This window comes from Plantactinospora sp. GCM10030261, assembly GCF_042666615.1.
Lineage (GTDB): Bacteria > Actinomycetota > Actinomycetes > Mycobacteriales > Micromonosporaceae > KBS50.
The window spans coordinates 1-13,791 of record NZ_JBHTDD010000003.1 but is presented as its reverse complement, the minus strand read 5'-3'; the positions used below and the strand labels follow the sequence as shown (position 1 = coordinate 13,791).

Sequence of the window (13,791 nt, the reverse complement as noted above, 5' to 3'; positions counted from 1 at the left end):
CGTCTCCCGCGCCGCGGGATCGGGCGGTCAGTGGTGCTGGTCCACCAGTGGGGCGTCCGGCGTGGTCGGCTGGTCGGCGCGGACCCAGCCGGCCACCCGCCGCTCGGCGTAGAAGGAGACGAACGGCACAGTGCCGGCGAGCATCACCAGCGCCATCCGGCGCAGCGACCAGTTCGCCCGGCGCCCCAGGTCGAAGGACGTCACCAGGTAGAGCATGTAGAGGAAGCCGTGCGCGGGACCGACGGTCTCCACCACGGTGGCGTCGTGCCAGATGTACTTCAGCGGCATGCCGATCACGACCAGCGCGATCAGGACGACACCCACCACGTAGGCGACGACGCGGTATCGGATCAGGGCTGCGCCCACGTCGGTTCCGTTCCTTCCTGCCGGCCGGGGCCGGGGTAGTCGCCGGGTCGAGCCCCCGGATGGGCGTTCAACCAGGCGAGGTAGTGGTTGTAGGCGGCCAGTGCCGGATCCTCCGGCCCGGCCGGCACGGCGGCCGTGCGCCGGGCGGAGCGCACCGGGCGACGGATCCCGACCGACTCCGGCGCGGCGGACCGGTCGACCGCTCCGGTGGTCGTCCCGCTGCCGGCGTGCGATGCGTCCGTAACTTCGGCGGGCTCCGCGCCCTCGGCGCCCTCGTCCGACCGGGCCGGCTCCGCCGTCTCCGGGCCCCCGCGACCGCGCAGCGCCAGCCGTGCCTCGCGGATCCAGATAAAGATCACGAAACCAGCGAAAACCGGCCACTCGACCGCGTACGCCCAGCTGAGGGTGTTTCCGTTCGCCGCCCGGCTGATTTGCCACCAGCCGAGCGCGAGGAACGCCACGACCAACAGCACGGTGAGGACATGGCGCACGATCCACGCCGGGGTCCACAGCCGCTTCATGGCACCGAGCCTACCGGCGCCGCCCGCCGTCCTCCGACGCACCGTCGTAGACGGGTAGCCGGACGTCGCGCAGGCCGTCCGGCGCGAACGGTTTGATCATCGCCACGACGGGCAACGGTCTAGTCGGTAGGCCAACGAGACGTCAGGGGTGACGATGACCGACTCCGTACGCGGCGACATGCCACCGAACGCCGGACCGGGTCTGGACGAAAGCCCGGAACAGCGGATGGCCGAATGGGGCGGAGACCACCAGCGCGGTACTCCGGACCCGGCGCTGGACGACCCCGAGGCGCTCGGCATCGACCCCGGCGAACTCGACGACGAGGACCTCATCAGGGAGATGCAGAGCCTGCACCGCACCCGGCTGGACACGCTGCGGCACGCCGCGGACACCGCGCTCGCGAATCACCTGCGCCGCACCGCCGAGCTGGAAACCGAGTACCTCACCCGGTTCCCGGGCCGCGAGGTCGACCCGAGCCGGTTGCGCGACGGTGACTGAGGCGACGGCCCGGGCGGAGCGGGGGATGTCGGCACCGCCGGAGGTGGTCTTCAACACCGCCGTCGACCCGAGCCGGGCGGCCGCCTGGTTGCCCGTTCCACTGCGAGCGGGTGACGGACCAGAGCGTGCGGACGGCATGCGGGCCCGGTGGCACGCCGCCGGCTGGACCGCGGATCTCGCGGTCGAACCCGGAAACACCGGCGGCGCGCGGGTCCGGCTGGACCTCACGGCGGATCCGTCCACCGTGTCAGCCGACTCGCACGACCGCGGACTCGCCGGACTCGCCGAGGAATCCCTGACGGGGTTGGCCGGCGAGGTGGCCGAGAACCTGACCGCGGGCTGATGAGATCGGGGAACTGAGATGGGCATCCGCGTTCGAGACAAGGTGACCCGGCTACGCCGGGCGTACGCCCCGCACGAGCATCGTCCGCTCGGCGGCTACCTGGTGTCGATGGGGACGTACGGGACGGTGACCGCCGCCCTCGCCGGGCTCGTCCGGGTCACCGGACGTCCCGTACCGGAGCGCCCGACGGCCGGGGACGTGGTGCTGCTCTCCATCGCCACGCACAAGCTCAGCCGGTTGCTGGCCAAGGACGCCATCACGAGTCCGCTGCGAGCCCCGTTCACCCGGTATGACCGGCCGATCGGCAGTGGTGAGGTGATGGAGCAGGTCCGGGACTCGGGAAGTGGCACCCGGCACGCCATCGGTGAGCTGTTGAGCTGCCCGTTCTGCCTCGCGGTGTGGGTGGCCACCGGGCTCACCGCCGGCCTGGTGCTCACCCCGCGCCTGACCCGGCTGGTGGCCACCGCGCTGACCGCCGTGGCCGCGTCGGACTTCCTCCAGATGGGCTACGCCGTGGCGCAACAGGCCGCCGAGGGACATCCGGACCGCCATGCGGCGGACTACGACGACAGGAGATGACCGGAGCGAGCTGACCAGACCGGGACGAGGGGCACCGGTGATCAGCGGTGCCCCTCGTTCCGTACCCGGATCAGCGCTGCATGCCCGACCAACCGCGGGGTGACTCCGGCTCCCGGTCCCCGGCGTCGGCGCCGGTGATGACGTCGTCCGCGACGGCGGTCTCCTCGTGTTCGTTCGCGAAGTCCGGGTCTCCATCCGGGTCCGCGTTCCCCTGCGGCTGGCCGATCGCGGGCAGCCGCTCGTCGGCCGGATCGTGGTCGGGCAGGTCGCTCTCGCTCATCGGGTCTCCTTCAGCCGGTGGGAACCCGGGCGCCGCCCGGGGAGGGGGTCGGACGAGTCACCCCGCCGGTCCGCCGAGCAGCTCGGCCACCTCGTCGGCGGCGTATTCGCCCTCGGGCAGCGCGGTGATCCGGGTGAGCAGGTCGGCCGGAACGTCCGCGGCCACGGCACGCCGGTGGATCTCGGCCTGGGTCACCCGCTCGTTGCCGTTCCACAGGCTGTCGAGCAGCTCGTCGATCCGCTCGCGGGAGGTCTCGTCGGTCACGGCGACCAGCTACCCGGCAGGAACGGGGCCAAACCCGGCAGTCGGTGGGCGGTCGGCGGCGTGGGCGGCGCCTCATGTCGGGCCCGGTGTGCGGGCCGACCGGCCGGGGTAAGACCGACAATCATGAGCGAACGAGACAGCGAGCAGGACCGGATCGAGTCACGGGCCGATCACCTGCTGCCGGAGGAAGCGGCGGCGGGCAGCGCGGATCCGGAGGCTCAGGCCGCGGCGATCCTGGCCGAGTCCGACGTCCGGGAGAACGACCCGGAGGCGGCGCCGGACTCCTTCCTGGAACGGCGCACGTCGACGCAGGCCGCCACCCCGCCGGAGCCCACCGGCTGAGCCGTGTCCGCCGCGCCGACGGTGCGGGAGCGCGGGGGTGGACCGGATCCGATAGCGTCTGGCCATGCCGCAGACCGGGTACCCCTGGCCGATCGAACAGACCCGACTGGACAACGGGCTACGCGTCGTGGTCAGCGAGGACCATTCGGTCCCCGTGGTGGCCGTGAACCTGTGGTACGACGTCGGCTCACGGCACGAGCCGGCGGGGCAGACGGGTTTCGCCCACCTGTTCGAGCACCTGATGTTCGAGGGCTCGGTGAACGTGCCCAAGACCGAGCACTTCCGGCTGCTCCAGGGCGCCGGCGGGTCGCTGAACGCCACCACCAACCCGGACCGCACCAACTACTTCGAGACCATTCCGGCCGAGCATCTCGAACTGGCGCTGTGGCTGGAGGCCGACCGGATGGGGGGCCTCGTTCCGGCGTTGACCACCGAGACGCTGGACAACCAGCGCGAGGTGGTGAAGAACGAGCGGCGACAGCGGTACGAGAACGTCCCGTACGGTGACGCCTGGTTGCGGCTGCTGCCGCTGCTCTATCCGCCCGGCCACCCGTACCATCACCCCACGATCGGGTCGATGGCCGATCTCAACGCGGCCGACCTGGCCACCTTCCAGGCGTTCCACACCCGCTACTACGCGCCCAACAACGCCGTCCTGTCGGTGGTCGGGGACACCACCCCCGACGAGGTGTTCCGGCTGGCCGAGCGGTACTTCGGCGGACTGGACCCGCGACCGGACATCCCGCCGGCCCCGGACGGGCAGATCGTCGATCCCACGGGCGAACCGGTGCTGGAGACGGTCATCGCCGACGTGCCGGCGCCGCGGGTCCACCTCGCGCACCGCAGCCACCCGTACGGCAGCCCCGGCTACGACGCCACCACCGTCCTGGCCGCAGTGCTCGGCAGCGGCCGGGGCAGCCGGCTCTACCAGCGGCTCGCCGACGGCTCGCGGCTCGCCCAACCGGACAACATCGGCGCGTACGGGGTGGACCTGCGGTGGGCGCCGGCGCCCCTGATCATCACGGCCACCGCTCGGCCGGGGATCGCGGCCGACGCGCTTACCGACGGGCTGACCGAGGTGGTTGACGGGCTCGTCACCGAGCCGGTCACCGAGGCGGAGTTGGACCGGGCCCGAGCACTGCTCACCACCGCCTGGTGGCGGCAACTGGCCACCGTGGAGGGACGCGCGGACACCCTCGGCCGGTACGCCGTCCAGTTCGGAGACCCGGCTCGGGCCGCTGACCGGTTGCCCGGTTGGCTCGCCGTCGACGCGGACGAGGTGACCCGGGTGGCGGCCGAGGTGCTGCGCCCGCAGGACCGGGTCACCCTGACCTACCTTCCCGAGGAGAACGCGTGAAGCTGATCGCCGACCGTCCCGGCCCCGGACCTGCCCGGCCGTACCGGTTCCCCACGGTGGTCCGCCGCGCCGTCGCGGGCGGCGAGGTGGTGGCGGCGGACCTGCCCGGCCACAACCTGGCGGTCGCGGTCCTGCTGCTCGACGCGGGTGCCATCCACGAGCCGGTGGACCGCGAGGGCGTCGCCGGGGTGGTAGCCAAGGCCCTGGAGGAGGGCACCGCCCGGCGCGACGCCTCGGGCTACGCGCTCGCGCTGGAGGCGCTCGGCACCGAGCTGTCGGTGGAGGTGGACTGGGACTCGTTCCGGGTGGGCGTGCAGGTGCCGGTGGACCGGTTGCTGCCCGCCGTGGAACTGCTGGCCGAGGCGGTCCGGACGCCCAGGCTGGACCCCGCGGACGTGACCCGGGTACGGGACGACGAGGTCACCGCGCTGCGGATGTACTGGGCCAACCCCGGCCCACGGGCGGACGCCGTGCTCCGCGCCGACCTGTTCGGCGCGGAGCACCGGCACGGCCGTCCGATGGACGGTGATCCGGACTCGGTGGCCCGACTCGGGGTCGACGACGTGACGGGTTTCCACGGCGCGTGGCTGACCCGCCCGGGCACCCTGCTGGTGGCGGGTGACCTGAACCGGCTCGACCTGACCGCGCTGGGTGAGGCCGCGTTCGCCGGGGCCGCCGGCGCCCCGGTGCCCGCCGACCCGCCGCTGAACGTGCCGGTGCGGGCGGAGCGCCGGGTCATCCTGGTGGACCGGCCCGGCTCGGTGCAGTCCACCCTGCGGCTGGGCCACCCGGCGCCGCACCGGTCGCATCCGGATTACGTGCCGATGACGCTGGCCGCGACGGTGCTCGGCGGGGCGTTCACCTCGCGGCTCAACCACCTCATCCGCGAGGTGCGCGGCTACACCTACGGCATCCGGGCCGATTTCGGGTTGTCCCGCCGGTTCGGCCGGTTGCTCGTGAGTTCCGGCGTGCAGACGGCGGTGACCGCGCCCGCCCTGGTCGACGCGGTGGGCGAGATCTCCCGTACCCAGTCCGGCGGGGTGACCGAGGAGGAGTTGGCGGTCGCCCGGTCCTGGCGAGCCGGGCAGCTCTCGGTGGAGTCACAGACGCCGCGTGCCATCGCGGGCGCGTTGGCCACGATCGTGGTGCACGGGCTGCCCGACGACTACCACGCGCGACTGCGGGAGCGGTTGTTGGCCGCCTCGGTGGACGAGGTGTCGGCCGCCGCGACCACGCACCTACGGCCGGAGGGGCTGACGCTGGTGATCGAGGGGGACGCGGCGGTCATCCGGGACGACCTCGTGGCCACCGGGCTCGGTGCGGTGTCGGAGGCCCGGTTCTGAATCCTGGGAGGCCGGCCCACCCGGTGGGGGAGCCCCGGCCGGCTAGGTAACCTCGCGGCATGAGAATCGGCATTGTGGGGGCTACCGGTCAGGTCGGCGGCGTGATGCGGCAGATCCTGGCGGAGCGGGCCTTTCCCGTGGACGACATGCGCCTCTTCGCCTCGACCCGGTCCGCCGGACGGACGCTGCCGTGGGACGGCGGCGAGGTGACCGTGGAGGACGCTGCCACCGCGGACTACCGAGGGCTCGACATCGTGTTGTTCTCCGCCGGTAAGGGCACCTCCCGGGAGTTGGCACCCAAGGTCGCCGAGACCGGGGCGGTGGTGGTCGACAACTCGTCGGCCTGGCGGATGGATCCCGCGGTGCCGCTTGTGGTGTCCGAGGTCAACCCGCACGCCGTGGCGTCGCGGCCGAAGGGGATCATCGCGAACCCCAACTGCACCACCATGGCGGCGATGCCGGTGTTGCGCCCGCTGCACGCCGAGGCCGGTCTGGTGGCCATGGTGGTCGCCACCTACCAGGCGGTCAGTGGGGCCGGGCTGTCCGGCGTGGCCGAACTGGACGAGCAGGTGCGCAAGATGGCCGAGCAGATCGACGAGCTGACCTTCGACGGTGTCGCCGTCGATTTCCCGGCGTCCCGGTTGTTCGCCGGGCCGATCGCCTTCAACGTGCTGCCAGTTGCCGGCTCGGTGGTCGACGACGGTTCCGGCGAGACCGACGAGGAGCAGAAGCTGCGCAACGAGAGCCGCAAGATCCTGGAGATCCCGGAGCTGGCCGTCTCCGGCACGTGCGTCCGCGTGCCGGTCTTCACCGGGCACTCGTTGCAGATCAACGCCCGGTTCGCCGCGCCACTCAGCCCGGCGCGGGCCCGTGAACTACTGGCCGCCGCGCCCGGCGTCGTGCTCTCCGACATACCGATGCCGCTGCTGGCGACCGGCCAGGACGTGACGTACGTCGGCCGGATCCGCGACGACCAGACCGCCGTCAACGGGCTGGCCCTGTTCTGCTCGGGCGACAACCTGCGCAAGGGTGCGGCGCTCAACGCCGTCCAGATCGCCGAGCTGGTGGCGGCGGAACGGTAACCGGAGGCCCGTTACCTCTTCGCTCTCCCGGGTACACCGCGGCGACCATACCCGCGAGGAGGGGAGCCACGCGATGACGACGGTCGGAGAGTTCATGACCACTCGCCTGGTGACGATGGACGGCAACGACACACTGACCGCTGCGGCTCAGGAGATGCGGGACCGGGCGATCGGGGACGTCATCGTCACCGATGGCGAGGACGTGATCGGAATCGTCACGGACCGTGACATCACGGTACGGGCAGTCGCGGAGCACATGAATCCGGACAGCTCCCAGCTGAGGCAGATCATCAGCCACGACATCGTCACCGTGAGCCAGTACGACGACGCGGTGGCGGCGGCCGATCTGATGCGTACCTATGGTGTCCGTCGGTTGCCCGTGATCGAGGAGGGCCGGCTGATCGGCCTGGTGTCGCTCGGCGATCTCGCGGTGGAGCGGGAGCCGCAGTCGGTGCTGGCCGACATCAGCGCCGACGAGCCCAACAACTGACGCGGCGGGCGCGGTCCCGACTGGGGCCGCGCCCCCTTGTGTCGGGGTGGAGCTGATTTCACCCGATCCGGGTGAGGTGGTCTCGCACCCTGAATTGGCAGGGTCAGCAGGCAAGCGACCAGCCTGGAGAGCGGATGACCGACCAAGCGAACGCCACCCGCCTGTTCTTCGAGGACCTCGAACGGAGCCGGCGGCAGCCGCTGTTGCAGAAGGTCACCGGCACGATCCGGTTCGATCTGCACGAGAACGCACACACCGAGCACTGGTTGCTGCGCGTCAACCGGGGCGAGGTGCGGGTCTCCCGGGAGGACCAGGCGGCGGACCTCGTGGTGAGCACCAGTCCTCGGCTGTTCGACCGCTTGGTCCGCGGTGAGGACAACACGATCGCTGCGATCCTCAGGGGAGCGATGGCGCTGACCGGGAACGCGCTGCTCATCCTGCGGATCGAGCGGCTCTTTCCGGGGCCGCCGGATTCCCGTGGGCCGCACCGCAGGATCGCCGAGGGGCCCGGGTCGTGAACGAGGAGACGGTAAGCATCCTGGACGGCAACACCTTCGTCGTCTGTGACCGCCGCGGCGACATGGAGGGCTCACCCAGCGTGCCCACCGGCCTCTTCTCCCTGGACACCCGGTATCTGTCCCGCTGGGTGCTGACCCTCGACGGCAAGCGGCTGACCTCGATGTCGGTCGACGATCTTCAGTATTATGAGACGCGGTTCTTCCTGGTTCCCGGGGCCACCGAGACATACGCCGACGCCAAGGTCTCGGTCATCCGGCACCGGGAGATCGGCGGCAGCTTCTGCGAGCGGGTGACGATCCTCAACCACGGCGAGGAGCCGCTCGACTGTCGCCTCCGGCTGGACGTCGGATCGGACTTCGCCGACCTGTTCGAGATCAAGGACGAGGTCCTCAACAAGCGGGGCGAGTACTACACCAAGATCGATGGTGATGTGCTGCGGCTGGGCTACCGGCGCGAAACCTTCCAGCGGGAGACCAGGATCTCGTCAAGCGAACCAGCCGAATTGGACGAGGAGGGGTTGAGCTTCCGGGTCCGGGTGGAGGCCGGCGGCGACTGGACGACCGAGATCGACGTACACACCACGGCGATCGGGCCAGGCGGCCGGGACCTGCGGATGGGGGTCCAGTCACACGGCCCCGAACGGATGGCCCTCCAGCACGACCTGCAACGCTGGGTGGCGGACGCGCCCAGGGTCACCTGCGAGTGCACGGCGCTCACCCAGGCGTACGACCGCAGCCTGGCTGATCTCGCGGCGCTGCGCTTCTCGCCGTTGTCGCTTGTCGGCCAGGCGCTGCCGGCCGCCGGCCTGCCCTGGTTCATGACCATGTTCGGCCGGGACAGCATCTTCACCTGCCTCCAGACGCTCGGCTTCACCCCGGTGCTGTCCACCACCACGCTGCGGATCCTGGCCGCGTTGCAGGGGACCCGGTTCGACGATTTCCGGGACGAGGATCCCGGCAAGATCCTGCACGAGATGCGGTACGGCGAGACGGTGGCGTTCGGGGACCAGCCGCACACCCCGTACTACGGCGCCGCGGACAGTACCTGCCTGTTTCTCATCCTGCTCGACGAGTACGAGCAGTGGACCGGTGACACCAGGATGGTCCACGAGTTGGAGTTCGAGGCGCGGGAGGCGTTGCGGTGGATCGACGAGTACGCCGACCTGATGGGCAACGGGTACGTCTGGTACGAGCGGCGGAACACCCGCAACGGGCTGGAGAACCAGTGCTGGAAGGACTCCTGGGACGGCATCTCCTACCACGATGGACGGCTGCCCGGCTTTCCCCGGGCGACCTGTGAACTCCAGGGTTACGCGTACGACGCGAAGATGCGCGGGGCCCGGCTGGCCCGACTGGTGTGGGGCGACCCGGAGCTGGCGGATCGACTGGAACGGGAGGCCGCGGACCTGAAGGAACGGTTCAACCGGGACTTCTGGGTCGCCGACGGCGAGTACTACGCGATCGCGCTGGACGCGAACGGTGAGCGGGTGGACAGCCTGTCGTCCAACATCGGGCACCTGCTGTGGAGCGGCATCGTGACGCCCGAGCGGGCGCCGAAGATCGCCGCCCACCTGATGAGTGACCGGCTGTTCTCCGGCTGGGGCATCCGGACGCTTGCCGTGGGAGAGGGCCGGTACAACCCGATCGGCTACCACAACGGCACGGTGTGGCCGTTCGACAACTCGTTCATCGCGTGGGGTCTGCGCCGGTACGGCTTCGTCGAGGAGGCCGCCCGGGTGGCCGACGCCATCATCGACGCCGCGCAGTACTTCGGCGGTCGGCTCCCGGAGGCGTTCGCCGGGTACGAGCGGAAGCTCACCAAGTACCCGGTGCAGTACCCGACCGCGTGCAGCCCGCAGGCCTGGTCCAGCGGGGCGCCGCTGTTGCTGATCCGGACCATGCTGGGCCTCGAACCGCACGAGGGCCACCTGGCCGTCGATCCGGCGTTGCCGATCGACATGGGACGCATCGAGCTGCTCGACGTTCCGGGCCGCTGGGGGCGGGTGGACGCGTTCGGGCGCGGGCGGGTCGACCTGGCGAAGTGGTGGACATAGCCCCGGCTCACCGGCCGCCGCGGAACCGGACGGTGCTGCCCGGCCGGGCCTGGGCGACCAGCCACATGTCGTCCGGGTGCACCACACCGATCACCGGATAGCCGCCGGTGGTCGGATGGTCGGCGAGGAAGATCAGCGGTTGGCCGTCCGGTGGAACCTGCACCGAGCCGCGGACCATCCCCTCGCTGGGTAGTTCGCCGTCGACCGAGGGACGCAGTCGGGCGCCGGTCAGTCGTACGCCGATCCGGTCACTGACCGGGCTGACCTCGTACCCGGTGGTGATGAGCAGCCGCCGGGTCGCGTCACTGAACCACCCGTCCCGCGGGCCGGGGACCAGCCGCAGGAACGCCGCCTCCGGGATGGCCGGCCGAGGCGCCGCGTCGACCGGGGCCGGCGCGCCGACCGGCCGACCGAGCGGCACCGACTGGCCGGCGACCAGGGGTGCGGGGCCGAGACCCGACAACTGGTCGGTGGCCCGAGCGCCGAGCACGACCGGGCTGGCGAGGCCGCCAGCGACCGCGAGATAACTGCGTACGCCCCGGTCGGCCGGGCCGATCGAGAGCACCGTGCCGGCCGGCAGGTAGACCGGGTGGCCGATCCCGGCGGGAGAGCCGTCGACCCGGAGCGGACCCGGCGCCCCGGTGACGGCCACCCAACGACCGGCCGTCAGCCGCAGGTCGGCACCGAGCAGGGTGGTTTCGATGCCGGCCGCGCCGTCGGGGTTGCCGACCAGCCGGTTGGCCAACCGCAGGCTGGCCGGATCGGCGGCACCGGACCGGGGCACCGCGAGGTGGGCGAGCCCGGGTCGGCCCAGGTCCTGGACGGTGCTCAGCAGCCCGGGGCGGAGCATCTCCAGCACCGGCCGGCCGCTCGGCTCGTTCCTCGTACTCATGGGGGCACCGGGACGCAGCGGACCCGGGTTCCGGGAGTCAACAGCGCCGGCCGTGGCGCAGCCTCGTCCCACAGCACCAGGTCGGTGTGCCCGATGAGCCGCCATCCGCCGGGGGACCGGCGCGGGTAGATGCCTGTGTACGGGCCCGCGAGGGCCACGGCGCCGGCCGGCACGGCGGCGCGGGGCGAGTCGCGGCGGGGCACCCGGAGCGATTCCGGGGCGCCGGTCAGGTAGGCGAAACCGGGAGCGAACCCGCAGAACGCGACGGTCAACTCGGCGCCGGTGTGCGCCGCCACCACCTCGTCGGGCGGGATACCGGTGAGCCGGGCCACCTCGGCGAGGTCCGCGCCGTCGTACCGCACCGGGATCTCGACGAGCGGGCCAGCCGGGTCGCCCGCCGGTTCGCCGGCCGCACCACCGGCGGTCCAGCCGGCCAACGCCCGGGTCAGCGGATCCCCGCCGGGTCCGCCGGGGCCGGCGTCGACAAGCACGGTACGGGCGCCCGGCACCAGGTCGACGATGCCGGGCAGCCGGCCCGCGGACCGGAGCGCGGACAGATACCGGTGCAGCGAGCCGGCGGCAGCCCCGTCGGCCACCTCGATCAACGTCGACCAGGGGCCGGCGCGGAGCAGCCGTACCTCGGTCACGTCGCCCCGTCCACGGCGGCGAGCACCTGCCGCAGGGCGTCGTCGAGGTACCTGGCGAGTTCGGCGTGCGCGGCGGCCCAGTCGCCGGCTTCCAGCCGGCGGCCGACCTCGTGGTTGCGCCGCAGGTACGGCTCGTGGAACTCGTGCGGGTCGGCCAGCGCCAGGAAGCCGAGCCGCAGCTCGGTGATCAGGCTACGGAAGATCTCGTCGATTCGCCGACTGCCGTGCACCGACACGAGTAGGGCGTGGAAGCGGAGGCTGGCGGTGCCGGCGGCCACCCAGTCGCCCGCCGCCGCTGCCTGGTCACCGGCGGCGAGGCTGTCCCGGAGGGCCGCCCCGTCGAGCCGGCCGGCGCCGGCCGCGAGCGTGTCGACGGCACCGAGTTCCAGCATTCGGCGGAGCCGGTAGATGTCCCGTACGTCGTCCGCGGCCAGCCGGCGTACGGTGACGCCCTTGTGCGCCTCGTACGCCAGCAGGCGCTCGTTGACAAGCGTCCGCAGCGCCTCCCGGACCGTGTTGCGGGAGACCCGCAGGGCCTGGGCGAGGGTGTTCTCGGGCAGCGCGGTCCCGGGCTGGAAACGCCCCTCGAAGATGTTGTCCCGAATCACCTCGGCGGCCCGCTCCGCGGCTGTCGGCAGGGGTGCCAGGGCCGGCATCTGGAGCGGCGGGGTCGGGGAGTGGCGGGACCCTCGGCGGGCGTCACCGCCGTCGGTCGGGACCGCACGGGCCATGCTTGCCTCCTGTCGAGCCTTCGTGCTCTCCTGTCGGGCCTTCGTGCTCTCCTGTCGAGCCTTCCTGGCGAGCCTCGACCTTGGTGCCGACCGGCAACGCCGCCGATGCTCTATCGTCGACGTGAATTGTAGGACAACCGACATCCAACGATCTACCGTCGCTCCGGTGGCGGGGTTCGGCCGACGGGAGGCAACGATGAGTGAGCAGACAGCCGCGGCAGAGGCGGTGGCCGCCGCTGCCCGGTCCGCCCGAGCCGCCAGCGAGAGCCTCGCCGCGGCCGGCACCGACCAGGTCGATGCCGCGCTACGGGGGATGGCCCGGCTGCTCGGCGAGGCCGCCGACCCGGTCCTCGCCGCCAACGGGGACGACCATCGGGTCGCGCGGGCGGCCGGAATGGGAGACGGTCTGCTCGACCGACTACGGCTCGACCCCGGTCGGTTGCGCGGCATGGCCGACCAGTTGCGGACGCTCGCCAACGTGCCTCCGGAGCCGGCGCGGCGCACGGTACGCGATCTGGACGGTGGCCTGGTGGTGCAGGAATGGCGGCGTCCGGTGGGGGCGATCGGCGCCAACTTCGAGGCCCGTCCCAACGTCGTGGTCGACATCGCGGCGCAGTTGATCAAGTCGCGGAACGCGGGAGTGCTGCGAACCGGCTCGGCCGCCCTGGGCACCGCCGAGGCGCTCGTCGACCGGGTGGTCGCGCCCGCGCTCGCCGAGGCCGGCCTCGACCCGGCCGCCATCGGTCTGGTCCGGCTGCCCGGCCGGGAGTCGGCCGAGGCCCTGGTGCGGCAGCCCGACCTGTTGCCGCTGGTGATCCTGCGCGGCAGCGGGGACAGCACCCGGCACCTGGCGGAGACCGCGGCGCGTGCCGGCACGCGTACGCTCGCCCACGCCGACGGCGGAGGCGTGCTCTACCTGCATCCGTCGGCCGACCGGGCGATGGCCGCCGACTTGGTGCTGCGCGGCGTCGACCGGCTCGGCGTCTGCAATCGGCTCAACCTGTTGCTTGTCGACGCGGACTGCTGGGACGAGTTGACGCCCAGGTTGGTGGACCTGCTGGCCCGGCGGGAACCGAAGATCACGGCGGTGCTGCCACCGCACGAGCATCCCCTCGGTTACGAATGGGCGCTCGACGACGGCAACGAGGCCACCGTGACGGTCGCCCCGGCGACCGGTCCCGCCGACGCGGCCCGGATCGCCAACGAACACACCTCGGGACTGGCGGCCACGATCGTCGCGGAGGACGCCAGCGCCGCGACCGAGTTCCTCAACCGGTACGTCGGGACCGGTGGCTTCTGGAACGCCACCACGCGACTCCTCGACGGCTTCAAGCTGCTGTCGGTGCCGGAGACCGGAATCAACATCGACCGGGTGCCGGGCCCCCGCGGGCCGGTCACCTTCCGCGACCTCTACCTCCGGCAGTTCGTGGTGATCCCGGCCACCCGAGCCCCCGAACTCCCCCCCAACCCCTGACCCCCCACC

18 protein-coding genes are annotated in these 13,791 nt (G+C 72.0%); 11 read left to right on the top strand and 7 right to left on the bottom strand.

Annotated features, from left to right (window positions below; genetic code table 11):
* Positions 1-27: 27 nt before the first annotated feature.
* Positions 28-366, bottom strand: coding sequence for a DUF3817 domain-containing protein (locus ACFQUZ_RS05130; RefSeq protein ID WP_377438230.1), 339 nt, complete (start codon positions 364-366; stop codon positions 28-30).
* Positions 351-887 carry a hypothetical protein gene (locus ACFQUZ_RS05125; protein WP_377438227.1) on the bottom strand — a complete coding sequence of 179 codons (537 nt, stop codon included), beginning with the start codon at positions 885-887 and terminating at the stop codon, positions 351-353. Before ACFQUZ_RS05125 ends, ACFQUZ_RS05130 begins: the two co-directional genes overlap by 16 nt.
* Before the next feature lie 154 nt (positions 888-1,041).
* Here ACFQUZ_RS05125 and ACFQUZ_RS05120 point away from each other — a divergent pair, with 154 nt between their 5' ends.
* The 3 genes from ACFQUZ_RS05120 to ACFQUZ_RS05110 are packed head-to-tail and all read left to right on the top strand — an operon-like array spanning position 1,042 to position 2,308.
* Positions 1,042-1,386 (top strand): DUF6158 family protein, encoded by a 345-nt coding sequence (locus ACFQUZ_RS05120; RefSeq protein WP_377438224.1) that lies wholly within the window; start codon positions 1,042-1,044, stop codon positions 1,384-1,386.
* Positions 1,387-1,411: 25 nt separating this feature from the next.
* Positions 1,412-1,729 carry a hypothetical protein gene (locus tag ACFQUZ_RS05115; protein ID WP_377438818.1) on the top strand — a complete coding sequence of 106 codons (318 nt, stop codon included), beginning with the start codon at positions 1,412-1,414 and terminating at the stop codon, positions 1,727-1,729.
* An 18-nt stretch (positions 1,730-1,747) separates the two neighbouring features.
* Entirely contained in the window at positions 1,748-2,308 is a 561-nt protein-coding gene (locus ACFQUZ_RS05110) for a DUF1360 domain-containing protein (RefSeq protein ID WP_377438222.1), read from the top strand.
* 70 nt (positions 2,309-2,378) lie between these two features.
* Here ACFQUZ_RS05110 and ACFQUZ_RS05105 read toward each other — a convergent pair whose 3' ends face one another.
* Together ACFQUZ_RS05105 and ACFQUZ_RS05100 are read right to left on the bottom strand one after the other, a co-directional pair.
* Positions 2,379-2,588: a hypothetical protein gene (locus ACFQUZ_RS05105; RefSeq protein ID WP_377438219.1), complete on the bottom strand. Its 210-nt coding sequence runs from the start codon at positions 2,586-2,588 to the stop codon at positions 2,379-2,381.
* 57 nt (positions 2,589-2,645) lie between these two features.
* Entirely contained in the window at positions 2,646-2,852 is a 207-nt protein-coding gene (locus ACFQUZ_RS05100) for a hypothetical protein (protein WP_377438216.1), read from the bottom strand.
* A gap of 123 nt (positions 2,853-2,975) precedes the next feature.
* On the opposite strand from ACFQUZ_RS05100, the gene ACFQUZ_RS05095 reads away from it, so the two are divergent.
* The 7 genes from ACFQUZ_RS05095 (at position 2,976) to ACFQUZ_RS05065 (ending at position 10,038) form a co-directional block, all read left to right on the top strand.
* Complete coding sequence (locus ACFQUZ_RS05095) at positions 2,976-3,194, top strand: hypothetical protein (protein ID WP_377438213.1); 219 nt, start codon at positions 2,976-2,978, stop codon at positions 3,192-3,194.
* Positions 3,195-3,258: 64 nt separating this feature from the next.
* Positions 3,259-4,551: a M16 family metallopeptidase gene (locus ACFQUZ_RS05090; protein WP_377438210.1), complete on the top strand. Its 1,293-nt coding sequence runs from the start codon at positions 3,259-3,261 to the stop codon at positions 4,549-4,551.
* Positions 4,548-5,894 carry a M16 family metallopeptidase gene (locus tag ACFQUZ_RS05085; protein WP_377438207.1) on the top strand — a complete coding sequence of 449 codons (1,347 nt, stop codon included), beginning with the start codon at positions 4,548-4,550 and terminating at the stop codon, positions 5,892-5,894. The genes ACFQUZ_RS05090 and ACFQUZ_RS05085 overlap by 4 nt, the downstream gene beginning before the upstream one ends.
* 59 nt (positions 5,895-5,953) lie before the next feature.
* Positions 5,954-6,976: an aspartate-semialdehyde dehydrogenase gene (locus tag ACFQUZ_RS05080; RefSeq protein ID WP_377438204.1), complete on the top strand. Its 1,023-nt coding sequence runs from the start codon at positions 5,954-5,956 to the stop codon at positions 6,974-6,976.
* A gap of 73 nt (positions 6,977-7,049) precedes the next feature.
* Positions 7,050-7,466 (top strand): CBS domain-containing protein, encoded by a 417-nt coding sequence (locus ACFQUZ_RS05075; protein ID WP_377438200.1) that lies wholly within the window; start codon positions 7,050-7,052, stop codon positions 7,464-7,466.
* Between the two features lie 134 nt (positions 7,467-7,600).
* Positions 7,601-7,984: an SCP2 sterol-binding domain-containing protein gene (locus tag ACFQUZ_RS05070; RefSeq protein ID WP_377438197.1), complete on the top strand. Its 384-nt coding sequence runs from the start codon at positions 7,601-7,603 to the stop codon at positions 7,982-7,984.
* Positions 7,981-10,038 (top strand): glycogen debranching N-terminal domain-containing protein, encoded by a 2,058-nt coding sequence (locus ACFQUZ_RS05065; RefSeq protein ID WP_377438194.1) that lies wholly within the window; start codon positions 7,981-7,983, stop codon positions 10,036-10,038. Before ACFQUZ_RS05070 ends, ACFQUZ_RS05065 begins: the two co-directional genes overlap by 4 nt.
* Positions 10,039-10,045: 7 nt before the next feature.
* On the opposite strand, the gene ACFQUZ_RS05060 is transcribed toward ACFQUZ_RS05065, so the two are convergent.
* Genes ACFQUZ_RS05060 through ACFQUZ_RS05050 form a run of 3 tightly spaced genes read right to left on the bottom strand, consistent with a single transcriptional unit; the run spans position 10,046 to position 12,308 of the window.
* On the bottom strand, positions 10,046-10,930 hold the full coding sequence (locus ACFQUZ_RS05060; RefSeq protein WP_377438191.1) for a biotin-dependent carboxyltransferase family protein: 885 nt from the start codon (positions 10,928-10,930) through the stop codon (positions 10,046-10,048).
* Positions 10,927-11,577 carry an allophanate hydrolase subunit 1 gene (locus ACFQUZ_RS05055; protein WP_377438188.1) on the bottom strand — a complete coding sequence of 217 codons (651 nt, stop codon included), beginning with the start codon at positions 11,575-11,577 and terminating at the stop codon, positions 10,927-10,929. Before ACFQUZ_RS05055 ends, ACFQUZ_RS05060 begins: the two co-directional genes overlap by 4 nt.
* On the bottom strand, positions 11,574-12,308 hold the full coding sequence (locus tag ACFQUZ_RS05050; protein WP_377438185.1) for a GntR family transcriptional regulator: 735 nt from the start codon (positions 12,306-12,308) through the stop codon (positions 11,574-11,576). Before ACFQUZ_RS05050 ends, ACFQUZ_RS05055 begins: the two co-directional genes overlap by 4 nt.
* A 196-nt stretch (positions 12,309-12,504) precedes the next feature.
* On the opposite strand from ACFQUZ_RS05050, the gene ACFQUZ_RS05045 reads away from it, so the two are divergent.
* Positions 12,505-13,782, top strand: coding sequence for an aldehyde dehydrogenase family protein (locus ACFQUZ_RS05045; protein ID WP_377438182.1), 1,278 nt, complete (start codon positions 12,505-12,507; stop codon positions 13,780-13,782).
* Positions 13,783-13,791 lie beyond the last annotated feature (9 nt).